Source organism: Streptococcus sp. FDAARGOS_520, assembly GCF_003812685.1.
In the GTDB taxonomy this organism is placed as follows: Bacteria; Bacillota; Bacilli; order Lactobacillales; family Streptococcaceae; genus Streptococcus; species Streptococcus agalactiae.
In genome coordinates this window covers 741,118-767,416 of the sequence record NZ_CP033810.1, presented here as the reverse complement: position 1 = coordinate 767,416, position 26,299 = coordinate 741,118, and the positions used below count along the sequence as shown (strand labels likewise).

Annotated in this window: 24 protein-coding genes and 1 pseudogene; 20 read left to right on the top strand and 5 right to left on the bottom strand. The window is 35.7% G+C overall.

The window, feature by feature from the left end:
• The 11 genes from pstA (at position 1) to EGX96_RS03885 (ending at position 11,337) form a co-directional block, all read left to right on the top strand.
• A complete protein-coding gene (gene pstA, locus EGX96_RS03935; protein WP_000427927.1) occupies positions 1-879 on the top strand; it encodes a phosphate ABC transporter permease PstA in 879 nt (292 codons plus the stop codon).
• Positions 872-1,621 carry a phosphate ABC transporter ATP-binding protein PstB gene (gene pstB / locus EGX96_RS03930; protein WP_000041121.1) on the top strand — a complete coding sequence of 250 codons (750 nt, stop codon included), beginning with the start codon at positions 872-874 and terminating at the stop codon, positions 1,619-1,621. The genes pstA and pstB overlap by 8 nt, the downstream gene beginning before the upstream one ends.
• Entirely contained in the window at positions 1,618-2,274 is a 657-nt protein-coding gene (phoU, locus tag EGX96_RS03925; RefSeq protein ID WP_000621376.1) for a phosphate signaling complex protein PhoU, read from the top strand. The genes pstB and phoU overlap by 4 nt, the downstream gene beginning before the upstream one ends.
• The gene (locus EGX96_RS03920) at positions 2,274-2,951 is read left to right on the top strand and encodes a winged helix-turn-helix domain-containing protein (protein ID WP_000638639.1); all 678 of its coding nucleotides are present in this window, start codon (positions 2,274-2,276) and stop codon (positions 2,949-2,951) included. Before phoU ends, EGX96_RS03920 begins: the two co-directional genes overlap by 1 nt.
• Positions 2,944-4,599 carry a sensor histidine kinase gene (locus EGX96_RS03915; protein ID WP_000162279.1) on the top strand — a complete coding sequence of 552 codons (1,656 nt, stop codon included), beginning with the start codon at positions 2,944-2,946 and terminating at the stop codon, positions 4,597-4,599. Before EGX96_RS03920 ends, EGX96_RS03915 begins: the two co-directional genes overlap by 8 nt.
• Before the next feature lie 157 nt (positions 4,600-4,756).
• On the top strand, positions 4,757-6,940 hold the full coding sequence (locus EGX96_RS03910; protein WP_000795063.1) for a PTS transporter subunit IIBC: 2,184 nt from the start codon (positions 4,757-4,759) through the stop codon (positions 6,938-6,940).
• A 53-nt stretch (positions 6,941-6,993) separates the two neighbouring features.
• Positions 6,994-7,809, top strand: coding sequence for an endonuclease/exonuclease/phosphatase family protein (locus tag EGX96_RS03905; protein WP_001029867.1), 816 nt, complete (start codon positions 6,994-6,996; stop codon positions 7,807-7,809).
• Positions 7,810-8,085: 276 nt separating this feature from the next.
• Complete coding sequence (locus tag EGX96_RS03900; RefSeq protein ID WP_001019932.1) at positions 8,086-8,838, top strand: response regulator transcription factor; 753 nt, start codon at positions 8,086-8,088, stop codon at positions 8,836-8,838.
• A 68-nt stretch (positions 8,839-8,906) separates the two neighbouring features.
• Complete coding sequence (locus tag EGX96_RS03895; RefSeq protein WP_000002567.1) at positions 8,907-9,206, top strand: GHKL domain-containing protein; 300 nt, start codon at positions 8,907-8,909, stop codon at positions 9,204-9,206.
• A 122-nt stretch (positions 9,207-9,328) separates the two neighbouring features.
• The gene (locus EGX96_RS03890) at positions 9,329-10,177 is read left to right on the top strand and encodes an ABC transporter ATP-binding protein (protein ID WP_000926594.1); all 849 of its coding nucleotides are present in this window, start codon (positions 9,329-9,331) and stop codon (positions 10,175-10,177) included.
• Between the two features lie 5 nt (positions 10,178-10,182).
• Positions 10,183-11,337, top strand: a complete 1,155-nt coding sequence (locus tag EGX96_RS03885) for an ABC transporter permease subunit (RefSeq protein ID WP_000623418.1) — start codon at positions 10,183-10,185, stop codon at positions 11,335-11,337.
• Here EGX96_RS03885 and EGX96_RS03880 read toward each other — a convergent pair.
• Complete coding sequence (locus EGX96_RS03880) at positions 11,332-11,514, bottom strand: hypothetical protein (RefSeq protein WP_001866975.1); 183 nt, start codon at positions 11,512-11,514, stop codon at positions 11,332-11,334. The two genes, EGX96_RS03885 and EGX96_RS03880, sit on opposite strands and share 6 nt — an antisense overlap.
• 51 nt (positions 11,515-11,565) lie before the next feature.
• Between EGX96_RS03880 and EGX96_RS03875 the strand changes: the two genes are divergently transcribed.
• The 8 genes from EGX96_RS03875 to EGX96_RS03840 all read left to right on the top strand — a co-directional run bounded on the left by EGX96_RS03875 (position 11,566) and on the right by EGX96_RS03840 (position 19,043).
• Entirely contained in the window at positions 11,566-12,600 is a 1,035-nt protein-coding gene (locus tag EGX96_RS03875) for a hypothetical protein (protein ID WP_000369172.1), read from the top strand.
• 246 nt (positions 12,601-12,846) lie between these two features.
• Entirely contained in the window at positions 12,847-13,272 is a 426-nt protein-coding gene (locus EGX96_RS03870) for a PTS mannose transporter subunit IIA (RefSeq protein WP_000823120.1), read from the top strand.
• Between the two features lie 17 nt (positions 13,273-13,289).
• Positions 13,290-13,781 carry a PTS system mannose/fructose/N-acetylgalactosamine-transporter subunit IIB gene (locus EGX96_RS03865; RefSeq protein WP_000632643.1) on the top strand — a complete coding sequence of 164 codons (492 nt, stop codon included), beginning with the start codon at positions 13,290-13,292 and terminating at the stop codon, positions 13,779-13,781.
• Between the two features lie 15 nt (positions 13,782-13,796).
• Positions 13,797-14,606, top strand: a complete 810-nt coding sequence (locus tag EGX96_RS03860; protein ID WP_000605775.1) for a PTS mannose/fructose/sorbose/N-acetylgalactosamine transporter subunit IIC — start codon at positions 13,797-13,799, stop codon at positions 14,604-14,606.
• Complete coding sequence (locus EGX96_RS03855) at positions 14,603-15,430, top strand: PTS system mannose/fructose/sorbose family transporter subunit IID (protein ID WP_000841957.1); 828 nt, start codon at positions 14,603-14,605, stop codon at positions 15,428-15,430. The genes EGX96_RS03860 and EGX96_RS03855 overlap by 4 nt, the downstream gene beginning before the upstream one ends.
• A gap of 137 nt (positions 15,431-15,567) precedes the next feature.
• On the top strand, positions 15,568-17,217 hold the full coding sequence (locus tag EGX96_RS03850) for a sensor histidine kinase (RefSeq protein ID WP_001215128.1): 1,650 nt from the start codon (positions 15,568-15,570) through the stop codon (positions 17,215-17,217).
• A 3-nt stretch (positions 17,218-17,220) separates the two neighbouring features.
• Positions 17,221-17,994, top strand: a complete 774-nt coding sequence (locus tag EGX96_RS03845; RefSeq protein WP_000286068.1) for a response regulator transcription factor — start codon at positions 17,221-17,223, stop codon at positions 17,992-17,994.
• Between the two features lie 11 nt (positions 17,995-18,005).
• Positions 18,006-19,043, top strand: a complete 1,038-nt coding sequence (locus EGX96_RS03840; protein WP_000660662.1) for an extracellular solute-binding protein — start codon at positions 18,006-18,008, stop codon at positions 19,041-19,043.
• A gap of 221 nt (positions 19,044-19,264) precedes the next feature.
• On the opposite strand, the gene EGX96_RS03835 is transcribed toward EGX96_RS03840, so the two are convergent.
• The 4 genes and pseudogenes from EGX96_RS03835 to EGX96_RS03820 all read right to left on the bottom strand — a co-directional run bounded on the left by EGX96_RS03835 (position 19,265) and on the right by EGX96_RS03820 (position 23,823).
• A complete protein-coding gene (locus EGX96_RS03835) occupies positions 19,265-19,762 on the bottom strand; it encodes a kinase (protein WP_000226648.1) in 498 nt (165 codons plus the stop codon).
• Positions 19,762-20,799, bottom strand: a complete 1,038-nt coding sequence (locus tag EGX96_RS03830; RefSeq protein WP_000450417.1) for a M42 family metallopeptidase — start codon at positions 20,797-20,799, stop codon at positions 19,762-19,764. The genes EGX96_RS03835 and EGX96_RS03830 overlap by 1 nt, the downstream gene beginning before the upstream one ends.
• A gap of 10 nt (positions 20,800-20,809) precedes the next feature.
• On the bottom strand, positions 20,810-21,265 hold the full coding sequence (nrdI, locus tag EGX96_RS03825; protein ID WP_001125401.1) for a class Ib ribonucleoside-diphosphate reductase assembly flavoprotein NrdI: 456 nt from the start codon (positions 21,263-21,265) through the stop codon (positions 20,810-20,812).
• Between the two features lie 156 nt (positions 21,266-21,421).
• A pseudogene (locus EGX96_RS03820) lies at positions 21,422-23,823 on the bottom strand (bifunctional 2',3'-cyclic-nucleotide 2'-phosphodiesterase/3'-nucleotidase).
• Between the two features lie 259 nt (positions 23,824-24,082).
• Between EGX96_RS03820 and EGX96_RS03815 the strand changes: the two are divergent.
• Entirely contained in the window at positions 24,083-26,299 is a 2,217-nt protein-coding gene (locus EGX96_RS03815; RefSeq protein ID WP_000237872.1) for a RelA/SpoT family protein, read from the top strand.

The following is a 26,299-nucleotide window of genomic DNA, read 5'->3' as shown; positions in this document are numbered from 1 at the left end:
ATGGAAAATATTAACCAAAGAACGTCAAAACAATATTTAGCATCTTTAAAAAAAGATCCCCTTTCCTTCTTTCTTTTTGCTATTGTCTATTTGGGAGCAATTCTAAGTTTTGCTACAATTGCATTTGTTGTTATTTATATTTTAGTTAAGGGGCTTCCTCATGTGAATACTGGCTTGTTTGCATGGACTTATAATACTCAGAACGTTTCACTATTACCAGCTTTCATTAACACTATCTTTATCATCGCCTTAACTTTATTATTTGCAGTTCCACTTGGTATTGGTGGATCAATTTATCTAACGGAATATGCTAGACGTGATAATCCTTATCTCAAAATTATCCGTGTTGCAACCGAGACATTGGCAGGGATACCTTCAATTATTTATGGTTTGTTTGGTGCATTATTTTTTGTAAAATACACACACTTAGGCTTATCTTTGATATCGGGTTCTCTGACTTTGAGCATCATGATTTTACCTTTGATTATGAGGACAACTGAAGAAGCTTTACTATCTGTTCCGGATTCTTATCGAGAAGGAGCCTTTGCGCTTGGTGCTGGTAAATTGAGAACCATATTTAAAATCGTATTACCTAGTGCTATGTCTGGTATTTTTGCTGGTATTATTTTAGCGGTAGGACGTATCATTGGTGAGTCAGCAGCACTTATTTTCACAGCTGGAACAGTTGCAAAAGTAGCACATTCGGTATTTAGTTCATCTCGTACTTTAGCAGTACATATGTATGCTATTTCGGGTGAGGGCTTATATGTTGACCAAACTTATGCGACTGCGGTCATCTTATTGCTTTTAGTTATTATTGTCAATTTTGTATCTGGACTAGTAGCCAAACGATTAGGAAGTGAGTCGAACAGTGAGTAAATTAGTAATTAATAATTTAGATTTGTATTATGGAGAATTTCACGCTCTGAAGGATGTTAATTTAGACATTGAAGAAAAAGAAATCACAGCCTTTATTGGACCTTCTGGGTGCGGAAAGTCTACTCTCTTGAAAAGTATTAACCGTATGAATGATTTGGTCAAAAATTGCAAAATCACAGGGGATATTACTTTAGAAGGCGAGGATGTCTATAGACAATTGGATATTAACCAATTGCGTAAAAAGGTTGGAATGGTGTTTCAAAAACCTAATCCGTTTCCAATGAGCATTTATGATAATGTTGCTTTTGGTCCAAGAACGCACGGTATTCATTCCAAAGCAGAGTTAGATGATATCGTTGAACGTTCCCTTAAACAGGCGGCTCTATGGGATGAGGTTAAAGATCGTCTTCACAAATCTGCTCTGGGTATGTCTGGCGGACAGCAGCAACGTTTGTGTATTGCGCGTGCTCTTGCTATTGAGCCTGATGTTTTACTTATGGATGAACCCACAAGTGCCTTGGATCCTATTTCAACAGCAAAAATTGAAGAATTGGTTATCCAACTGAAGAAGAACTACACTATTGTTATAGTGACACATAATATGCAACAAGCTGTTCGTATTTCTGATAAAACAGCATTCTTTCTGATGGGAGAAGTGGTTGAATATAACAAAACGAGCCAACTCTTTTCATTGCCACAAGATGAGCGTACAGAAAACTACATTACAGGGAGATTCGGATGATTCGTTCACGATTTGCAAGTCAACTTAATGACCTTAATAAAGAAATTATTTTTATGGGGGCATTGTGTGAGGACATCATTGGGAAGTCCTTAGGTGCTCTAACAAATAGTAATGACGTTTACCTTGACGATATTTCTGAAACTTATCACAAGATTGAACAAATGGAACGGGATATTGAGGAGAGATGTTTAAAACTTTTACTCCGTCAGCAACCAGTTGCCAAGGATTTACGCCGTATTTCTTCTGCATTAAAAATGGTTTATGATATGAAACGTATTGGTGCTCAAGCTTATGAAATTGCGGAAATTGTTAGTTTAGGTCATATTATCCAAGGTGCAGGTTCTGAAAGGGATCAACTTAACAGCATGTCTAATAATGTCATTAGTATGCTGACTAAGAGTATAGATGCTTTTATTTATGACAATGAAGAACAAGCGCATCAAGTAATTGAACAAGATAGGACAGTTAACCAGGAATTTGATACAATAAAGAAACAGTTAGTGTTATATTTTTCGGTACAGGATGTTGATGGTGAATATCCCATAGATGTTTTAATGATCGCCAAGTACCTAGAGCGTATTGGTGATCATACAGTAAATATTGCTAAGTGGGTGCTTTTCTCAATAACAGGTAACCTAGATGGAGAAGCGTAATGATATATTGTGTTGAAGATGATGCTGATATTCGCGAAATGATGCTCTATACTTTGCAAATGGCAGGTTTTAAAGCTCAAGGATTTTCGAGTTCAGAGCTTTTTTGGGAAGCTATTCAGGAGAAAGTTCCAGACTTGATTTTGCTTGATATTATGTTGCCGGGAGATGATGGTTTGACTATTTTAGAGCGTTTAAGGAGAAAACATCAAACGGAAATGATACCAGTAATCATGACAACTGCTAAAGGTAGTGAGTATGATAAAGTTAAAGGGTTAGATCTTGGAGCAGATGATTATCTCGTCAAACCTTTTGGGATGATGGAAATGATTTCACGAATAAAAGCAGTCTTGAGACGTAGCCGCCAAGTAGATTCAAAAGCTCATATTATCATTGGAAATTTAGAGATTGATCCGACTAATTATTGGGTCAAAAGGGGAACGGAAAAAATCCACTTAACCCTAAAGGAATTTGAGTTATTAGTATTATTCTTCCGTAATCCCAATAGAGTCTTTACAAGGCAAGAACTTCTGGATAAGGTTTGGGGAGAACAATTTTTAGGAGAAACTAGAACTGTGGATGTTCACATTGGGACACTGCGAACAAAACTTGGTGAGGATGGCTATTTGATTGCTACAGTAAGGGGAGTTGGATACCGTTTGGAGGAAAGACATGACTAAAAAAATTTTCCGTACAACTTTATCTGCTAGTTTGGGAATTGTTTTAGTTACAATTTTGATGATTATGGGATTTCTCTATAATTACTTCAATCACATTCAGCGAGAACAGTTGAGAACACAAACGGCACTGGCGTCACAAGGAATTTCCTTTGAAGGTAAAGATTATTTTGAAAATCTTAAAACTTCAAATGTGCGTATTACTTGGGTAGATAATAAGGGACAAGTGCTTTATGATACCCAATCAGATGCAAAACATATGAAAAATCACGCCAATCGTCAAGAAATTAAAGAAGCTATCAAGAGTGGTTATGGTGAGAGCACGAGGTGGTCAGCGACACTTACTGAGAAGTCTATCTATGCTGCGCAACGTTTAAATAATGGAACGATAGTTCGTTTATCAGTTGCGCAACAAACTATTTTTTATCTTCTCCTTGGTATGATAAGTCCCTTAGCAATTATCATCTTACTTGCTATTATTTTATCTGTATTAATTGCACGATATATAGCAAAAAAAGTATCAGAGCCTTTAAACAATATTGACTTAGATCATCCTTTATCAAATGATAGTTACGAGGAGATAACACCATTATTAAGGCGTCTTGATAGCCATCAGGCTAAGATTCAACATCAAAAACTGTTATTACAAAAGCGTCAAAAAGAATTTGATACCATTATTTCTAAAATTAAGGAAGGAATGATTCTTTTAGATGATCAAGCAAGAATCGTTAGTATCAACGCAGAAGCTTTAAAGTTATTCCAAATTAATGATGATTGGCATGGGCGCTTTATGATGGAAGTTAGCCGAGATTTAACTCTCAAAGACTTAATCGATCAAGGACTAAAAGGGAAAAAGAAAGAGGCTAATATTGGCATTGAAAATAATCATTACCGCGTCTTGGTAAGACCAACTACAGATAACAACCGAGTAACAGGATTGGTTGTTCTACTGTTTGATGTGACTGATCAACTCCAAATGGAACAACTTCAACGTGAATTTACTGCCAATGTCTCTCATGAATTGAAAACCCCGCTTCATGTTATTTCTGGTTACTCAGAACTGTTAGCTAATCAAATGGTTCCAAACGAAGAAGTCCCACAATTTGCAGCTAAAATTCATAAAGAATCTGAACGATTAGTTAAATTGGTTGAGGATATTATCAACCTTTCTCACCTTGATGAACAAGAAAAATTACCGCAAGAGACAGTAAATCTGTATGACTTAACACAAAAAGTTTTAGAAGGTTTACAAGCTAAAGCAGATAAGAAGCACATACAAATCAATTTTAATGGAGAAGAAGCTATTTTGCGAGGGAATCCAGTTTTATTGAATTCCTTGGTGTACAACTTGTGTGACAATGCTATCACCTATAACCATGAGAAAGGTCAAGTAAATGTGACTTTGAAAAATTCACCTGATACAATTACCTTAGAAGTTAGTGATACGGGACTAGGCATTGCAGAGAAGGACAAAAAACGTATTTTCGAACGTTTCTATCGCGTCGATAAAAGTCGCTCAAAAATAGTTGGGGGGACTGGTTTAGGTTTGTCTATTGTAAAGAGTGCTTTAGATTTTCACAATGGTAGTATAAAAGTGGACAGCCATTTGGGGCAGGGAACAACAATGACCGTTTTACTTCACAAACAATAAAAACTCACAAATAAAAGTCTAGATGATATTATCTAGACTTTTTTAGTAATTCAGAAAAAATATATAAGTAAGGGTTTACAAAAAACAAATAAGTGTTATAATAAAACCATAATAACGCAAACGCTTGCACTATTAAGTGCATAAAAGGAGATTGAAGATGAAAAATAATGTCAAACAGCTCTTTAGTTTTGAATTTTGGCAGAAGTTTGGGAAGGCTTTGATGGTTGTTATTGCTGTTATGCCAGCAGCAGGATTGATGGTTAGTATTGGTAACTCCATTAGTCTATTGGATCCATCAAATGTTTTATTAGGGCGCATAGCTAATGTTATTGCTCAAATTGGTTGGGGAGTTATTGGTAACTTACACATCTTATTTGCATTGGCTATTGGTGGTAGCTGGGCTAAAGAACGTGCCGGTGGTGCTTTTGCGGCTGGCTTATCCTTTATTCTTATTAACCTTATTACAGGGAACTTTTTTGGTGTTAAAACAGATATGTTAGCAGACAGTAAAGCAACTGTTCAAACGGTATTTGGTGCAACCATCAGAGTTTCAGATTACTTTGTTAACGTTCTTGGGCAACCTGCTCTTAATATGGGTGTATTTGTCGGTATTATTTCAGGTTTCGTTGGTGCAACTGCCTTTAATAAATATTATAACTATCGTAAATTACCAGATGCTTTAACTTTTTTCAATGGAAAACGTTTTGTTCCATTTGTTGTTATTTATCGTTCAGTCATTGTTGCATTAATTTTATCAGTATTTTGGCCGGTTGTTCAATCAGGTATCAATGGCTTTGGTAAATGGATTGCAAGTTCACAAGACAGTGCTCCAATATTAGCACCATTTGTCTACGGTACGTTAGAGCGTTTATTGCTCCCATTTGGTTTACACCATATGTTAACTATTCCAATGAACTACACGCAACTAGGTGGCACATACACTGTCCTTACAGGTGCAACTAAAGGAGCACAGGTGTTGGGACAAGATCCACTGTGGTTAGCATGGGTTGGTGATTTAATTAACTTAAAAGGCTCAAATTCAAGTCAATACCATCACTTATTGACAAGTGTCACTCCAGCACGTTTTAAAGTGGGGCAAATGATTGGTGCTTCAGGTATTTTGATGGGATTATCTTATGCTATGTATCGTAACGTTGATAAAGATAAAAAATTGAAATACAAGTCAATGTTTATTTCAGCAGCAGCGGCTACTTTCTTGACAGGTGTTACTGAGCCAATTGAGTACATGTTCATGTTTGCAGCAATGCCACTCTACCTTGTATATGCTGTCGTTCAAGGATGTGCGTTTGCTATGGCAGATATTGTTAACCTCCGCGTTCATTCATTTGGTAATATAGAATTTTTAACACGTGTTCCTATGGGCATAAAAGCGGGCCTTGGTGGTGATATTTTCAACTTTGTTTGGGTGACACTTCTTTTTGCAGTATTGATGTACTTTATTGCAAACTTTATGATTAAAAAATTCAATTTAGCAACAGCAGGACGTAATGGTAATTATGATAACGAAGAGGTTGATAATGCTCCTTCAACAGCTTCTGGTTCTGCTGATGCAAATTCTCAAGTTGTACAAGTTATTAATTTACTTGGTGGTCGTGATAACATTGAAGATGTAGATGCATGTATGACTCGTCTTCGTGTCACAGTTAAAGATGGAAATAGCGTGGGTTCTGAAGCAGCTTGGAAAAAAGCTGGTGCAATGGGATTGGTGTTAAAAGGTAATGGCGTTCAAGCTATTTACGGACCTAAAGCAGATGTCCTTAAATCAGACATTCAAGATTTGCTAGATTCAGGTACAGTTATTCCAATAGTTGATTTAGAAACAGGTCAACCTGTAGCAGCAGCCCCAGTTACAACTTATAAAGGAATAACAGAAGAAATTGTTTCGGTGGCTAATGGTCAAGTAGAAGCATTGGATGTTGTTAAAGACCCTGTCTTTTCTCAAAAAATGATGGGTGATGGCTTTGCTGTGGAACCAACTGATGGCAATATTTATGTTCCAGTTTCAGGTACAGTTACTAGTGTCTTTCCAACAAAACATGCTTTTGGTTTATTAACAGAAAGTGGCCTAGAAGTTTTAGTACATATCGGTCTAGATACAGTAGCTCTTGATGGTCAACCATTTGAGGTTAAAATTTCTAGTGGTCAAAAAGTGGTAGCAGGCGATCTTGCTGTAGTAGCAGATTTGGAAGCTATCAAAGCAGCTGGTAAAGAGACAAGTGTGATTATCGTCTTTACAAATGTTTCAGATATAAAAACTGTTAAACTTGAAAAATCAGGTCCACAAATAGCTAAAACAGTTGTGGCAAAAGTCGAACTGTAACAAACGATAGGAGCTGGGCAAGTCTCAGCTTCTTTCTGATGAAAGGATACTCTATGGCAAAATGCTTAACGTTAAATACTCATTCATGGATGGAAGTAAATGCTCTAAAGAAATTATTTGATTTAGCAGAGCATATCTTCCGTGAAAAATATGATATCATCTGCCTACAAGAGGTGAACCAGAGCATATCTTCCCCTCTTGCTAAGAGTAGTCCAAATTATCATCCGATTGAAGGTACACCAGCTCTTCATCAAGATAACTTTGCCTTGCAATTAGTGCATTACCTAAATCTTCAAGGTCTACACTATCATTGGACATGGGCTTATAATCATATTGGTTATAGTAAGTACCATGAAGGGGTAGCGATACTTTCTCTGAAACCATTAAAGCCAGAGGATATTTTAGTTTCAGCTGTAGACGATGAGACTGATTATCATACTCGTCGTGCTCTGGTAGCTGAGACCACTCTGAATGACAAAGTCGTTACAGTAGTTAGCCTCCATTTCTCATGGTTTGAGAAAGGATTTGCGGAGGAGTGGAAACGACTAGAAACTACCCTACTTGAGGTAGAAACTCCACTTTTACTCATGGGTGACTTTAATAATCCTACTGGAAATCAGGGTTATGAACTTGTTCTTAATAGTCCATTAGCATTAAAGGATAGCCACCAAATAGCCAATCATGTATTTGGGGACCATACTATTATGGCTGATATTGATGGTTGGGAAGGGAATAAAAAGGCTCTTAAAGTTGACCATATTTTTACTAGCGAAGACCTTTCAATCAGTTCAAGTCAAGTAGTTTTTGAAGGTGGTGAAGCACCTGTCGTTAGTGATCATTACGGCTTGGAAATTACCATGGATTTCTAATATCTTATAATAAAAGATACCCTTAGGTTCAGATAAAGTCTGTATCTAAGGGTATTTTAATAGAAATAATTTATTTTTAATACTTAACTACTTAATTAGGTGTTCAAATAGTTATATATATGTTAAAATTAGCATATATTTATTATGCTTTTAAAATTAGCCTCATGGACGTCACATATTAAGACGGGATAACTCATAAACGATACCTATGAGAAGAATATCGTAGTGGCTCTATTGTGACTATTAATATTCAAGTAATAAGATAGAGGATATAAGGTGAATATTTTTATACTTGAGGATGATTTTGTTCAACAAGCCCATTTTGAAAAAATCATTAAAGAGATTAGAGTACAGTACAATCTGCATTTCAAAACAGTAGAAACGTTTGCTAAACCAGTTCAATTATTGGAATCAATTTATGAAATAGGTTTACATAATTTATTTTTCTTAGATATTGAAATAAAAAATGATGAGCAGATGGGCTTAGAGGTAGCAAAACAAATTAGACAAGTTGATCCATATGCTCAGATTGTTTTTGTTACAACTCATTCAGAATTAATGCCTTTAACCTTTCGTTATCAGGTATCAGCTTTAGACTATATCGATAAAGGACTTTCACAGGAAGAGTTTAGCCAAAGGATTGAGGAAGTATTGTTGTACGTAGATGGCATTTGCAATAAGCCCTTAGTGGAAAATTCATTCTACTTTAAGTCGCGTTACAGCCAGGTACAATTACCTTTTAACGATCTTCTTTATATAGAAACATCCTCAAGATCACATAGAGTTGTCCTTTATACTGAAAAAGATAGAATGGAATTCACAGCCACTTTGGGGGATATTTTAAAACAAGAACCTAGGCTCTTTCAATGTCATCGCTCTTTTTTAGTAAATCCCTTAAATATTTTTAAAGTGGATAGGATAGATAGATTAGTTTACTTCCAAAATGGAACGACTTGTCTGGTTTCACGCAATAAAGTGAGAGATATAGTATCTATAGTGGATAAATATCAAAAGGATAGAAAAAGATGAGTTCTATTTTAGACCGTTACTTCAAAACTTCTTTACAGGAGAGGTTGGTTGTTCAAAGAAAACTCTAATTGGCTAATATGATAGATTATAGCCACCATATTGAAGTTTCTTTAGAGACAGATGAACCTAAGATAGCCATGTCTTATTTTACATTAAACCATAAGCAAATTTTTATCATAGAAAATTCGATAGTCGAGGAAAGAATAGATGCTTCACGTTTGTTTGGTTATGGAGCAAGTAGCAAGGGAGAAGATAGAGGGTTAGGCCTTTATAATGTCATGAAAGTTATTGACCGTTATCCCAATGCATCTATTAGTACAAATAGTGAACAACATACTTTCCGTCAGGGCTTAGAAATAATCTTTTAGCTATATTACTTTACAATCATTTAGAGAGTAAGTGAGAAAGCTCATTTTTAACCTTTAGCTCAGTCGCTATATTTTAGTAATTGATTTTTCAACTGTCTTAATTATTGAAAGGAGACAATACTATGTTATTACAGCTAGATAATATCACTAAAAGCTACGGAAAAAAAATAGTACTTAACCAGATTTCCTACCAGTTTACTCCTGGTTTGTATGGACTCTTAGGAGCAAATGGTACTGGCAAAACAACCTTATTAAATTTGATGAGCCACTTTACATTAGCAGATAGTGGGAATATTTATTGGAATGGACAGGAGCAGTCGGAAGAATTTTATCGTCACATTGGTTTTTTACCGCAACATTTTCGCTATTATGATCAATTTACTGGCATTGCTTTCTTAAATTATATCGCTACCTTAAAAGGTGTTGATAAAAAGAAAGCTAAACAAGAAATTCCTAGATTACTAGAGCTTGTTGGTTTAGGCGATGTAGGTAAAAAGAAGATTTCATCATACTCCGGTGGTATGAAGCAACGTTTAGGCATTGCTCAAGCACTTATCAATGATCCTGAAATACTCATTCTGGATGAACCAACTGTTGGACTTGATCCCAAGGAACGGGTTAAATTTCGCCATATTTTGAGTCAGTTATCCACCAATAAAATTATCATTTTATCAACGCATATTGTGTCGGATGTGGAAGCTGTTGCCAAAGAAATTATAGTATTAAAAAATGGTAAATTTATCGAACATGGCAACACCGCACAGCTGTTGAAAACTATTGAGGGAAAAGTGTGGGAAATAACGACTGAACCAGGTTTATCTCAGATACCCAATATTGCTATTGTTAATGAAAAAGTCTTTTCAGATAGTCGGGTATTTCGTGTAGTGAGTGATATTTGTCCGAGTGATTCGGCACAGTTGGTTGTTCCGACTCTAGAAGATTTCTACATCTATCATTTTAGAGGGGAGTAAGTAAGATGATATCAATTTTTCCTTTTGAATTAAAAAAACTTCTACAACGTAAGGCAGCATTTGGGGCTTTTATTATCTTCCTTCTTGCTATTTTTGGTCTATTTTACCAGCATTTTTTTGTTGGGCAAATTAGTGGCTATTCTGCAGATAAAATACATGGTCGAGAAGCGGTTGCCATTAATCGTAGAATAGCTGAAAAATATTCAGGGGATTTATCTGAAGAACGAGTAACAAATATTATTAAAAACTATGTTAATCCGCCAGCAGGACGCCCCCCTATATTTGATGTTTTTAGTTATTATGTGGCAGACACTTTTGATCGTGATTTTTTAATTTACTATAACCAATTGAAAGATGATAAAACAATTGATTTTAATAAAATAAATATTAAAGATCAAAAACAGTTGGGTTCTGCGCTACCACTAAAACAACTAAAGCTAGGTAACTTTGCTCCTTGGAATCAACTTTTCGAAGTAAGTAATAGTACTTATATTTTAATTGTCTTATTTACTCTATTCTTATCAGCTCCTCTTTTTTCAGGAGATAGGGCTAAGAAGATTAATCCTATACTACTGACGACTCGGTATGGACGTGGTCAGTTGACCTGGGCTAAGTTAGCTAGTACAATGACCATCGGTATTTCCACATTTATCCTAGCATATGCCCTCATTCTGACGGTATTTGCAGATTATTTTGGTTTTAGTGGTTGGGAGACAAGCGTTCAACTGAATTTATACTGGACATCACCTTTGGCTAATATTATGGGATTTCCTGTACCTATGACAATATCAACTGCTTTTGTTCATATTATTGTCTTACAATTTGTTGGACTCCTTTTTATAGCCAGTCTTAATTTCTTTATATCAAGTATCACAAATTCGCCATTAACATCTTTTGCTGTTTCAACGCTTGCCTTTTTTGCTCCTAGCTTTTTAATGGCTATGTTTAATAAAGGTGTGATAAACAAGTTATTAACTATTTTCTCAGTATCAACGACAGACACTTCAGCTTTACTTTTAAAATTATCACGTAATGGTAGTCATGGCTTTTTCTTTGATAGTTTTTCTGCTAATGAAATCTGTCTGATTAGTCTACGTATGTTAATTGCAGTGTTATTGATAGCCTATACCTATCGTTTAATGCGACGAAGAAGTTTATAGTTCCCACTGGTTATCTGAACAAGAAATTATTCTAAGCTGATTTTCTTTTGCGAAATCAGCTTTTTTATTTCCTAATATGGTTGATAAGGTATTAACAATAATTATCAGATACCATTTAAGGCGTTTCAATGACTTTTTGGGATAATTGAGATATTCTTCTGAAGAGATTGGTATCATAGTAATGATAACTTATAGAAAGTAATGTTAAGGATGAAGAGAAGTCAGTGCGTGGATAATAAGCAGCATAATACATCAATGATTAGTTTGCTACAATACCTTTTTTCCATACTGGTCATTTTAGTTCATAGTGGGAGGTTATTTAGTCAGGATGTCATTCATTTTACCTTTAAAAGTTTCCTAGGTCGGATGGCTGTTCCTTATTTTTTGATTTGTACTGCTTTCTTTTTGAGAGGTCGTATACAGCAAGGTTTGTGTAATCACTCCTACTTTCGTAAACTGATTAAAAAGTATAGCATGTGGACTATCATTTATTTGCCTTATGGTTATTTCTTTTTTGAATCTCTAAATATAGCGAAGATCTATTTGTTGCCGGGGTTTATTGTGGCATTTTTGTATTTAGGTATGTCACATACCCTTTGGTACATCCCTGCTGTTATTCTAGGTTGGGTCATTATTCAAGGATTATTGAAGTATGTAGGAACTAGGGGGACATTTATCACAGTTGTTGTACTCTATTGTATTGGAGCAGTAGAGACCTATTCTGTCTTTATACAGTCAACAAAATTTTATCCCCTGATGTCCACTTATATGTCAATTTTTCAGACAACACGAAACGGATTATTTTACACTCCAGTTTATCTTCTAGCAGGATATTTACTCTATGATTATTTTAATACTGACCTATTTACCAAATCGCGTGGTCTTAAGTATATTCTCTTCCTTTTACTTCTAGCTTTAGAGAATGTTCTTATTTATTTTAATCAAGGGTTGGATAAAAATTTCTTCTTATTAGCTCCTTTATGTGCAGTATTCTTATTTAACTGGAGTATACGTACATCACTGTTTAAGGAATATCGTTTAAGTCCTTTAAAACAGTTGAGTGTCTATTATTTCTTCCTTCCCCCTCTTTTTATTGGCATAGTGTCTTACTGTTTAAAATCAACTTCCTTAGTTGCACACCATCAAGGAAAAGTGATTTTTGTGGTGACCTTGGCATTAACACATGCTTGTGCTCTACTCATAATAAAGGTTGTTAATAAGATACCCTATCAAAAAATTATTCCATTATCTCTTTCGAAATAGTGATGCATATAAGAGAAAGTTTAAAGTTATAGTGATGTAAAGGTTGTGTAAACTATTAGGATACATGACCTTTTTATTGTTCTGTTTTTAAATATTAATTATGTAGAATAGTCCACATATAGAGTAGAATAGTCCATTTTTAAACCGCTTTCATTTGTTAGAATGATAGTAAAGGTTATCTTATTCAAAGTATTGATAAAACTTTCAGAACTAATTTAGGGTAATGTAATAAATAGGAGGAGAAAGATGAAGCGGAAATTCCTAATCGGCAGTCACGGAAAACTTGCGAGTGGGTTGCAGAGTTCTATTGATATTCTGACAGGCAAGGGACAAGAGATTCAGACAATAGATGCTTACATTGATGATAGTGACTATACTAAGTCTATTGTAGAATTTATTGATGAGATTGCACCAGATGAACAGGGGCTTATTTTTACAGATTTGTTAGGTGGCAGCGTTAATCAGAAAATGGCGACTGCTGTAATGAATAGTGGGAAAAATAATATTTTTTTAATAACGAACAGCAATTTAGCGACCTTGTTGTCATTACTATTTTTGAAACCTGAAGAGGAATTAACTAAAGAAGAAATTGTAACCGTTATCAATGAATCTCAAGTGCAGCTGGTAGATCTTAGCTTTAAAGCGGGTTCAGAAGATGACTTTTTCGATTAATAATTAGGAGGAAAAAAATGATTACTCAAATTCGTGTTGACGACCGTTTGATTCACGGGCAAGTGGCAGTTGTATGGACTAAAGAATTAAATGCACCACTTTTAGTGGTGGCTAATGATGAAGCTGCAAAAAATGAAATCACACAGATGACTCTTAAAATGGCTGTGCCTAATGGCATGAAATTATTAATCCGTTCAGTTGAAGAATCAATAGCTCTATTTAAAGATCCACGTGCAACTGACAAGCGCATTTTTGTGATTGTCAATTCTGTTAAAGATGCCTGTACAATTGCTAAAAATATAACCGATTTAGAAGCAGTAAACGTCGCTAATGTAGGACGCTTTGATAAGTCTGATCCAGCTACAAAAGTCAAACTAACATCAAGTCTCTTATTAAATACAGAAGAGTTGGAAGCCGCAAAAGAATTAGCCAGCTTACCAGATTTAGACGTCTTTAACCAAGTATTGCCTTCAAATACTAAGGTTAACTTGAGTCAGTTAGTCAAATAAAGTGAGGTATGACATATGATAATGCCAGCGACGATGGCAGCTTTAGCTGTATTGATTTGTTTTGGGGGAAATTACTTAACAGGTCAAAGTATGATGGAGAGACCACTTGTAGTTGGTCTTGTAACAGGAATGCTACTAGGTGATATTAAGGTTGGTATCCTAATGGGAGCCTCCCTAGAAGCGCTATTTTTGGGAAACGTTAATATTGGGGGTGTTATTGCCGCAGAGCCAGTAACAGCAACAGCGATGGCAACAACTTTTACCATTATTTCAAACATTGATCAAAAAGCAGCAATGACTCTAGCTGTTCCGATTGGAATGTTGGCAGCATTTGTTGTTATGTTTTTGAAAAACGTCTTCATGAATATCTTTGCACCGATGGTGGATAAAGCTGCAGCCGCAAACCATCAAGGTAAACTTGTGATGCTTCACTATGGTACATGGATTATTTACTATCTCATTATCGCTTCTATTTCTTTCATTGGTATTTTAGTAGGTAGTGGGCCTGTTAATAGTTTTGTCCATCATATTCCTCAAAACCTGATGAATGGTTTGAGTGCGGCGGGAGGCCTCCTTCCAGCTGTTGGTTTTGCCATGCTGATGAAATTATTATGGACAAATAAATTAGCTGTTTTTTACTTGCTTGGTTTTGTTTTAACAGCTTATTTAAAATTACCAGCGGTTGCAGTTGCTGCCCTAGGAGCAGTTATTTGCGTCATTAGTTCACAACGTGATATAGAATTAGACGCAATTACTAGAGGTGCGATCAGTAAACAGACAACCTTTGACTCTAAAGAATCAGAAGAGGAGGACTTCTTCGCATGAAATCACAGGATAATTTGACTAAAGAAGACCGTAAAATGCTTCGCTCAGTCTTCTGGCGCTCATGGACGATGAATGCCAGTCGTACTGGGGCAACACAATACCACGCAGTAGGAGTTATTTATACTTTACTACCAGTCATCAATCGTTTTTATAAGACTGATAAGGATAAAGCAGAGGCACTGGTCCGTCATACAACATGGTTTAATGCCACCATGCACATTAATAATTTTATTATGGGTCTTGTTGCATCTATGGAAAAGAAAAACAGTGAAGATCCTGATTTTGACGCTAGTGCTATCACCGCAGTTAAGGCTTCTTTGATGGGACCTATATCTGGTGTTGGTGATTCATTCTTTTGGGGAATTCTAAGGGTTATTGCGGCAGGTATCGGTATCTCCTTAGCAAGTACAGGCTCAGCCATGGGAGCTGTTGTCTTTCTACTCTTGTATAACATTCCAGCTTTTCTGATTCATTATTATAGTCTCTATGGAGGTTACTCTGTAGGTGCAGGGTTTATCAAAAAATTGTATGAATCAGGTGGTATTAAAATTGTTACTAAGACTTCAAGTATGCTTGGTTTAATGATGGTAGGCTCAATGACTGCTTCAAATGTTAAATTCAAGACAATCTTAACGGTAGCAGCTAAAGGAGCTAAGGAAGCAGCTTCCATACAAAGTTACCTTGACCAATTATTTGTTGGCGTAGTGCCACTGTTGGTAACGATATTAGCCTTCTGGCTTCTACGTAAAAAAGTCAATATCAACTGGATCATGTTTGGTATTATGGTGTTAGGTATTGTACTTGGTCTCTTAGGTATTTGCTAATAATCTCCTAGCATTAAAGGTAAGTGGAACAAGACGATACTTGTTTAGCTTATCTTTTTTTCTTTTGAAAGTTATTGTATGAAAGGAGTTGACTATCTTTATTGGATAGCTATTTGCTATAATAAAAGGAGATGGAAATGAGAGGATATAGAATGGAAGAACGCTTTAAGAAACGACTACAAGATGATATCTCTAAACATTTTTCCCGCCAGTCTTTAATTTTATCCTTGTTATTGATTGCACTTTTCGTCCTTTTTTCTTTAGCGCCTCAACAGATAGGTCTTTATAAAGATGTTAATTCAGTTTCCTATAGTTATAAGCAATTGATTCAAAAACATGATACCTTATTAGATGACTTAGGTAAAAATAGTTTGAAACCATTTGTCTCAGGACACTTAGGAAGTGCTGATTTGAGTAAGCAATATTATCATTTAAGGAATCATTTACAAAGTCAAACAGAACTTTTAGTATTCTCACCTAATCAAGAACTTTTGTTTGCTAGTAATTCACATTTAGGTAATTTTTTTAGTAAGTCTATTTACATTAGTGAAGTTTTAGATAAGGCTAAAATAAATCAAAGGCTACTAAAAATTATTGTGGATAGTGAGGGAGGGCATTACCTTGCACTCATTAAGCCAATTATAGTTAATAAAAAAGTTTCAGGTTATGCCTTTTTATTGATGAATGGGAAAGACTTTTTACTTCCAACGAAGGCTATTAACTCAGACTTGATTATTGCCGATCAGCTAAATAATAGCTTTACTTTTACTAATCGTGATTTTATCTCCTCTAGTTTAGATAAGGTAGATAGTCAATTCTTAACTAGATATTTTAGTTTTCACGATCATCGAGCTTTTGTTGTTAGGAAAGTAGCTCTGCAAGACAATATCCTACTTTACATGTATCGTCCCCTGATACCAGTAACTCTGGTCGTCCTTTTTTCTCTAGTATCATCAGTTATTATTTTTGTGATTTTACGACAAAAATCTAGAGTTCTAGCCGATCGCATCGCAGTAAAAAATTCTAGCGCCATAAATCAAATGGTGCTAGATATGGATGCCATTTCCCGCCAAGAAAAATCTAGTATTGAGCTTGATAGTCAAGATGAATTTCAATATCTATCTGTGCAAATCAATCAGATGGTTTCACGGTTAAAAGATTTACATGAGAAAACTCTTGATTTGGAAACACAAAAGTTGTTGTTTGAAAAGAGGATGTTAGAAGCTCAGTTTAATCCTCACTTCCTTTATAATACCCTTGAGACAATTTTAATAACCAGTCACTATGATTCACAATTAACAGAAAGAATCGTTATACAACTAACAAAATTATTGCGCTATAGCCTTAGTGGTAGCACAGAAGCAGCTGTGCTTAAGGATGATTTAGCAATCATTGAATCCTACCTTTTGATTAATCAAGTGAGATTTGAAGAATTAACTTACACTATTTCAGTATCTCCTGAACTTGAACACATGCGTGTACCAAAACTTTTCTTGTTACCGCTAATTGAGAATGCTATTAAATATGGCTTAAAAGAACGTCATGATGTAGCAATAAACATAGATATTTGGCAAGATAGTGATGGAATTTGGTTTACTGTTTCAAATAATGGATCAGGTATTAGTTTGGCTAGGCAACAAGCCATACGTACAATGTTAAGATCAACTCACTCGCATCATGGGCTTATTAATTCTTATAGACGATTACAATATCAATTTTCAACAGTATTGTTAGAGTTTACGAAGACAGATGATGCTTTTCGAGTTAGCTATATAGTAAAGGAGTGAGTTATGTATAGATTACTTATCGTTGAGGATGAGCACCTTATTCGTAAGTGGTTACGCTATGCTATTGATTATCAATCATTGAATATTTTAGTGGTTGGTGAAGCAAAAGATGGTAAAGAAGGAGCTCAATTAATTCAGGAAGAGCAGCCAGACATTGTTTTAAGTGATATTAATATGCCAATTATGACAGCATTCGATATGTTTGAGGCAACCAAAGGACAATCTTATGCCAAAATTATTTTATCTGGCTATGCTGATTTTCCAAATGCGCAATCAGCTATTCACTATGGCGTTCTTGAATTTTTAACAAAACCACTAGAAAAGCAAGCTTTGATTGATTGTTTAAAAACAATTATGGCTAGAATTGAGGAACATAAGGAGAAGCACCTACAAGAGCATACAGAATTGTATTTACCTCTACCACAAGCTAATGACCAAGTTCCTGAAGTTATTAAAGATATGCTAGCATGGATTCATAGCCATTTTCATGGGAAAATTGTGATTAGCCAGTTAGCTCACGATTTAGGTTACAGTGAAAGTTATCTTTACACAGTCACTAAAAAGCACCTTCATATAACTTTGAGTGATTATATAAATCAATATCGTATTAATCAAGCCATTCAGTTGATGTTTAGAGAACCAGACCTAATGGTTTACCAAATTGCAGAAGCTGTTGGTATTTATGATTATCGTTATTTTGATAGGGTTTTTAAAAAGTACTTGGGTCAGACAGTAAAAGCGTTTAAGGAAGAACATATTTTTAAACAAATGGATTAGGTAGGTGAAAGATGAAAGAAAAACAGTCGAAAAGGCTTATTTATATACTACTGGTTGTTTCCATTATTTTTATAAGTGTTTTTACATACAGTATTAGCCAGCCTTCTAAACTACTTCCACCAAAAGAATTAGTTATTCTAAGTCCAAATAGTCAAGCCATTTTAACAGGAACGATTCCAGCTTTTGAGGAAAAATACGGTATAAAAGTTAAGCTTATTCAAGGTGGGACAGGGCAACTAATAGATAGATTAAGTAAGGAGGGTAAGCAGTTGAAGGCGGATATTTTCTTTGGAGGAAATTATACGCAATTTGAAAGTCATAAGGCATTGTTTGAGTCTTACGTATCAAAGAATGTTCATACTGTTATTCCAGACTATATCCATCCAAGTGATACGGCGACACCTTATACTATAAATGGGAGTGTCTTGATTGTAAATAACGAATTAGCTAAGGGACTTACCATCAAGAGTTATGAAGATTTATTACAGCCTTCCTTAAAAGGTAAAATTGCCTTTGCAGATCCGAATACTTCCTCTAGTGCTTTCTCACAACTCACTAATATACTCTTGGCCAAGGGTGGTTACACCAATCCAAAAGCGTGGAACTATGTTAAAAAGCTACAACATAATATTAATGCTATCAAATCTTCTAGCTCTTCAGAAGTTTATCAATCAGTTGCAGAAGGAAAAATGATTGTGGGGCTGACTTACGAAGACCCTAGTGTCAATTTGCAAAAAAGTGGTGCCAATGTTTCTATTGTATATCCGACAGAAGGGACAGTTTTTGTCCCATCTTCGGTTGCAATTATAAAGAATGCTCCTTCTATGAAAGAAGCAAAGTTATTTATTAATTTTATGCTTTCTTTAGATGTTCAAAATGCCTTTGGGCAGTCAACGAGTAACCGACCTATTCGTAAAGATGCCCAAACGAGTAATGGCATGAAAGCTTTAAAGGATATTGCTACTCTTAAAGAAGATTATCGCTATGTCACTAAGCATAAGGGCCAAATCCTTAAAACCTATAATCGTATTCGTAGAAATGCTGATTAAATGAGAATATAGAAAAACTCCTTGGAATCATTGATTCCGAGGAGTTTAATCGTCGTCTTCGTCGCTTTCGAAATCTTTTTTCCAATAACGATAAAGACTAATACATGCCAGAAATCCGGCTATAATGGGAACGATAATAAATAAGAGGTCAATCACTGTATCCATGGGCAATATACTCCAATGATAAGAAGTCATTATTGTTTATAGTGCGTACAATAATGTTAAGGTAAAACGTCGGTCATTATAAGTTTTTTGACATCCTCTAAACTCATAGCTTTTGTTAATATTTTTTCAGGTATCTCTTTTAAGAAATCTTTCTCAAGCCACCATCTTGCAAGAGAATCTTCTCCAAATTCTAAAGATTTAAGTCGAGTTGAATGTCTTTTAACAGTTTCTTGAAAGCTTAAATCATAGTAATAAGCATAAGTATTGTTGGGGTTATGTTTTAAAATATGTTTCCAAACAGGCGTATACCAATCAGAACGAAGTATGCCTTCAAGGATGATGTAGGAACAGTTATGGTAACCATAATTTAGTAAATTGATCAAAAGGGGAATGGTAGTAGTATTTTCACCATCCTTAGTTCCTAACATCTCTCTACGAAGGTAATCCTGAGATAAGAGAAGGGTATTTTCCCCTAATTCGGCTTGAAGTTGCTTAGCTATTGTAGACTTTCCGCTAGCTGAATTTCCCCTGATAATAATGAGCGTGGCTACCATTAGTCCACCATATTGCTTTTGAGATAGGCATCCACTAAGAGTTCAGTTGCTTGAATAGAATCGATATGGGTACGTTCATAAGAATGACTAGATTCAATACCTGCACCAAGTAGCGCGTGTTTAACTTCCGCACCAGCACGCATGGCAGCGGAGGCGTCACTACCATAATAAGGATAAATATCAAGTTTATAAGGAATATTATTGTTTTCAGCTAGAGAAACAAGATGTTGACGTAATTCATAATGATAAGGACCAGAAGCATCTTTAACACAGATAGAGACAGTATATTCGTCAGTTTCTTGATCGTCTCCCATAGCTCCCATATCAACTGCTAGATATTCTACAGTTTCATTTGGGATGCTTGAATTTGCTCCATGTCCTAGCTCTTCAAAGGCACTAAAGTAGAAATGAGTAGTATAAGGAAGTTGAATGTCTTCTTTCTTGTAAACAGAAAGAAGTTCCATTAGGATACCAGCGGATACCTTGTCATCTAGGTAACGTGATTTAATAAAGCCGCTGTCTGTTATGATTGTACGCGGATCAAATGAAATGAAATCACCGACCTGGATGCCTAAAGCACGTGTTTCGTCAGCAGTTGTTACTTTCTCATCTAAACGAATTTCCATATTTGTTTGATTACGTTCAGCAGTTCCAGCGTCTTTGTAAACATGGACACTAGTTTGATGAATAAGAGCAGTTCCAGAAATTTCTTTACCATTTTTTGAGAGGTGTATAGTACAGTTTTCTCCTTCAATGGCATTGTATGTATATCCACCAATAAGGTCAATTTTTAACCGACCATCTGGTTTGATGGCCCTAACCATAGCACCAAGTGTATCAAGGTGAGCAGTTATCATGCGATGTTTAGTATCATTTTTTCCTTTTAGAGAAACCATGACGCCTCCCTTGTTTGTGCGAATTGGTGAGTAGCCAAACGCTTCCAATTCTTTGATGATATAGGTCATGATTGTTTGGGTAAACCCTGTTGGTGAAGGGATTGATGTCAGGGTTTTAATGTAGTTTAATGTTGTTTCCATACTATTTCCTTTAGGCTTTAAAGTTCGATAATGTTTCAACGATAATATTTGCGATACGTTCAACGTCGCTAGAAGTTCCTCGCAATTCAAAGTCTCCTAACATAGGAAATCCAAACCGTTCAGAGTATTGTTTTGCAGTTAAACAGTACTGATTGTTAAAATTTCTATTTCCAGAGCCAACAATTCCGATACAATTTTTGACATTATTGTGTGCAGCTATAAAATCACCAAGTGGAATGGTAAGAATTTCTTGATCGCCATTGTCAATGCCATTTCCTCCCTCAAGGTAAGTGGGTAATAGTGCTACGAAAGGTTGGTCAACAGGAAAGGTTTGATGATTTTGTTCCTTGATATTAATAGTCGAAACCTGACAGTTATGCCAAGTTGACAGTTGTTCACTAAGACGTTTGACAAAGCTTTGAGTATTGCCGCTAAGACTGATATAGACTAGGGTTAATTTAGGCATTTAGTACTCCTTAAATCTAAATTTCTTGTTATCAGTTTAGCAAAATCATGTCAGATAAACAAGCTAGAGTGATATCTCAATATCTGACTATTTAGAGAGAAAATCTATTGTTGAGACTAAAAACTGAGGTTGATTGGCCTCAGTTTTTAGTGATGACTATATTTGTTTCTTTTTAAGTAAACTTCCCACGAGTCCAAGTATTGCGACACCAAAGAAAGCCAGATAAGATTGTTTTTCTTGTCCAGTTTTAGGTAATGTTTTTTCTTTCTGTTGTGTATAGACAGTGCCTGTAATATTTGGAGAAGCTTTTGCTTTTGTATAAGCAGTTGCAACCATGTGGTGAATTTTTTGTTTTTCTATTTGGCTTAACTTTTCTTGATGTGATGGCTCAGTAAGGTCTACTTTTTCTTGTTCAGTATAGACAAATCGATAATCACCAAATCCTTCATCTTTGGTAGAACTAGCGATATACTGAATATCCTTGCTATTAGTAACAAGATTTTTAGCTTTATCGGCTGTTTGGAATCGTAAATCAAGGTCTTTAATAGACTCTGTGAAGCCCCAGTTATTATCAGCTGTAGGATTGATGGTTTTCTCTGAAATAATATAGTTGATAATAGTTTGGCGATTTTCTAAGTTCAGCAAACGGTTCATTGTGGCATTTTTAGCCCCAGGGAAGGTACCACTAGCACGGTAGTTATTGGTCACAATCATAAACTCTTGTTTGTCTGCAACAGGCTTACCATTGTACATTAAATCGCGTACTCGACTAGCTTGACTATTAACAACTTTTCCATCTTTATTGTATTTATTAGGTTGTGTAATATCAAATTTATAAGTCAAGCCGTCAATAACGTCAAAATTATAGGTACGATATTCGGTATTGATAATATTTTGTGGTGCTTTATTGTTAGGGTCAATTTGGTTAAATTGACCAGCGGACATTTCTAACCATTCACGTAAGTCTGCTCCGGTCACTTTTAAAGTGCAGTAACATTATCATAAAGGTAAAGATCAGCTACGTTTTTAATTGCAACAGGTCCAGCTGGAATATCAGTATATGCGGTAGCATCGCCGCGTGTTCCAGCTTTAAATGGTGCTGCAGCAGATAGAAGTGGTAAATTTGCCTCAGGTGTTCCTTTCAATTCATTTGCAACGTACCAACGTTGAGCGTTGTTAACAATTTGAACTGAAGGGTCATCTTTAACTAGTGCAAAGTAACTTGTAATTGGCGCAGTTGTTGTACCTACTTGTTGGCGAACATAGTTGATAGTGCCATCGTGTGCTTCCTTAGCCAATGCAATGATACGCTCGTCAGCAGTTGTTGAGTTCATATCAATTTTACGGATTTTAGCACTACTTTCGGAGACTTGCCATTTTCCATTAGTATAACTAAGTCCTAAATCAATAATACCAAGATGATCCCCGTACTTGCCTGCCATTGTAACAGGTGTTCCATTTATTTTTCCATTGATACCATCAACTCCAGTGTATTTTTCATAGAAGCCAGTACCGTTACCTGATGGAAATTCAGCGTGTGAGTGTCCCGTAACAACGGCATCCACTCCCTTGATGCTGGCAATTTGATAGCCAACGTTTTCTTCACCTTCTTCATATCGATCATCTCCAATGCCAGAGTGTGATAAAACGAGAATGACATCTGCTCCTTTAGCACGCATAGTAGGAACGATTTCTTCGATTGCTTTAACTGAATCTTTGACAATAACCTTTCCCTCTAGGTTAGCCTTGTCCCAGTTTAAGATTTGAGGAGGTACAATTCCTGTAATCCCAATATTTAGTGCAACAGCTCTTCCTGTTGAATCTTTGAAGGTTTTAGTAATGATGTCATAAGTTTTAAAAACTGGTTGATGTGTTTTGAAATCCAAAACATTTGCGTTGAGGATTGGAAGGTTGGCTGTAGCAATGATTTTTTTGAGGTAATCTAAACCGTAATTAAACTCATGATTACCTAGTGTTGATGCATCATAACCAAGAGCATTCATGGCTTGGTACATAGGATGTTCTTCATTTTCTGCGACAGGTTTAACGATTGCTTTATAAGTTCCTAAAGGTGTCCCTTGAATGACATCTCCGTTATCAACTAAGACGGTATTAGGATTTTCTTTTTTTGCTTCTTCAATAAGGACAGCAGTTTTTGCTAACCCTATTTTTTGAGATTCTTTATCTTGATAATAATCATAGTTAACTAAATTGGTGTGTAGGTCTGTGGTTGACATGATGCGAAGGTCAACTTTTTCACCTTCAATAGGTTTGAGATCACTAGTTGTGGCTTCTGTGGCAACAGGCTGTGGATTTTGGTTATTGGTAGTGGTATTTGTGCTTGTGGCTGTTGAAGCATCAGTTATTGCAGTTGGAGTAGAAGTAACGTTTGACTTTTCCTCTGCAATTGTGCTAGTGGGGGTAGTTGATTCAACCTTTGTAGAGGTTGAACTTGGTGTTGTAACAATGTCTTCTTCTTGAACAGCTAAACCACTTGTTGCTGTAGCTGTTAAGACAGTTAAAGCGAATACGCTTTTTGAAAAATAATGTTTTGACATAAATCTCCTCCATTAAAACATTACATGTATATTATCCTAATCTAAAAACTATTATAGCTTATTGAAAACGTTTAATCAATCTCATTTACGAATTATTTTTAGTGATTACACCAAAAACAATCGTTTATTTATAAAGGATAACTTAGTTAGACACATTTACTTGGTATTTAATTCTTTTTGAGCCTCTAACTTCTTTTATTTTTAGGTTAAAAAGTGATAAAATAGGTACAATCTATCACTATGATTAAAGAGGATAACTATGGTCAAAGAAATTAATTTAACAGGAGAAGAGGTTGTTGCAATCACATCCCAGTACATGAGTGAGACGGATGTTGCTTTTGTAAAATTTGCCTTAAATTACGCAACCGCAGCTCATTATTATCAAGCAAGAAAGTCGGGCGAGCCCTACATTATTCATCCAATTCAAGTAGCAGGTATTCTTGCAGATTTACACCTTGATGCCGTTACGGTAGCTTGTGGTTTTTTACATGATGTTGTAGAAGATACGGAAATTACCCTTGATGAGATTGAAACTGATTTTGGCAAGGATGTTCGCGATATTATTGACGGCGTAACAAAATTGGGTAAAGTGGAGTACAAATCTCATGAAGAACAGTTAGCAGAAAATCACCGTAAAATGTTAATGGCTATGTCTAAGGATATCCGTGTTATTTTGGTTAAGCTCGCTGACCGCTTACATAATATGAGAACCCTTAAACACCTCAGAAAAGATAAACAAGAGCGTATTTCACGTGAGACTATGGAAATATACGCTCCTTTAGCGCATCGTTTGGGGATTAGTCGTATCAAGTGGGAATTAGAAGATTTATCTTTTCGTTACTTGAATGAGACGGAATTTTATAAGATTTCTCATATGATGAGTGAAAAACGTCGTGAACGCGAAGAGTTGGTTGATATAATTGTCGATAAAATCAGATCCTATACTGAGGAACAGGGTTTATATGGTGATATTTATGGTAGACCAAAACACATTTATTCTATTTACAGAAAAATGCGTGATAAAAAGAAACGCTTTGATCAGATTTATGATTTAATTGCGATACGCTGTATCATGGAAACTGCTAGTGATGTTTATGCCATGGTGGGGTATATCCATGAGTTATGGCGTCCTATGCCAGGAAGGTTTAAAGATTATATTGCGGCACCAAAGGCCAATGGTTATCAATCTATTCACACGACGGTTTATGGACCTAAAGGGCCAATTGAAATTCAGATTCGAACTAAAGAAATGCATCAAGTTGCCGAGTTTGGTGTTGCAGCCCATTGGGCCTATAAAAAAGGAATCACCAGTAAGGTTAATCAAGCAGAGCAATCGGTTGGTATGGGATGGATTCAAGAATTAGTTGAGCTTCAAGATGAATCAAAAGACGCCAAGGATTTTGTTGACTCTGTTAAGGAAGATATCTTTACAGAACGCATCTATGTTTTTACCCCAAATGGTGCTGTTCAGGAATTGCCAAGGGAATCTGGACCAATTGATTTTGCTTATGCTATTCACACGCAAGTTGGAGAAAAAGCTACTGGCGCTAAAGTAAATGGACGTATGGTTCCATTGACTGCTAAGTTAAAAACAGGAGATGTTGTTGAGATTATCACAAACCCTAATTCATTTGGACCAAGTCGTGACTGGATTAAGATTGTTAAGACCAATAAAGCTCGCAATAAAATTCGTCAGTTCTTCAAAAACCAAGATAAAGAAACTTCTATTAATAAAGGTAGAGAATTACTGGTTGATTATTTCCAAGAACAAGGTTATGTGCCTAACAAATATTTAGATAAGAAACATATTGAAGAAATCCTTCCACGTGTCAGTGTTAAAAGTGAGGAAGCTTTGTATGCAGCCGTAGGTTTTGGTGATTTGAGTCCGATTAGTATTTTTAATAAACTGACGGAAAAAGAACGCCGTGAGGAGGAACGTGCTAAGGCTAAAGCGGAAGCAGACGAACTTATTAACGGTGGTGAAATCAAAACCGATAAGCGTGATGTTCTCAAAGTTAAGAGTGAAAATGGTGTTATCATTCAAGGAGCTTCAGGTTTATTAATGCGTATTGCAAAATGTTGTAATCCCGTTCCTGGAGATCTCATTGAAGGCTATATAACTAAAGGTAGAGGCGTGGCTATCCATCGTTCAGATTGTCAAAATTTAAAGAGTCAGGAGAACTACGAACAACGTTTGATTGATGTTGAGTGGGATGATGATGGATCTAAAAAAGAGTACATGGCTGAAATCGATATTTATGGTTTGAATCGTAGTGGCCTCCTTAATGATGTTCTTCAAACCTTATCAAATGCAACAAAGCTAGTATCGACAGTAAATGCACAACCAACAAAAGATATGAAATTTGCTAATATTCATGTTAGCTTTGGAATTTCAAATTTAGCACAATTGACAACTGTGGTTGATAAAATCAAAATTATCCCAGATGTTTATTCTGTTAAACGTACGAATGGTTAG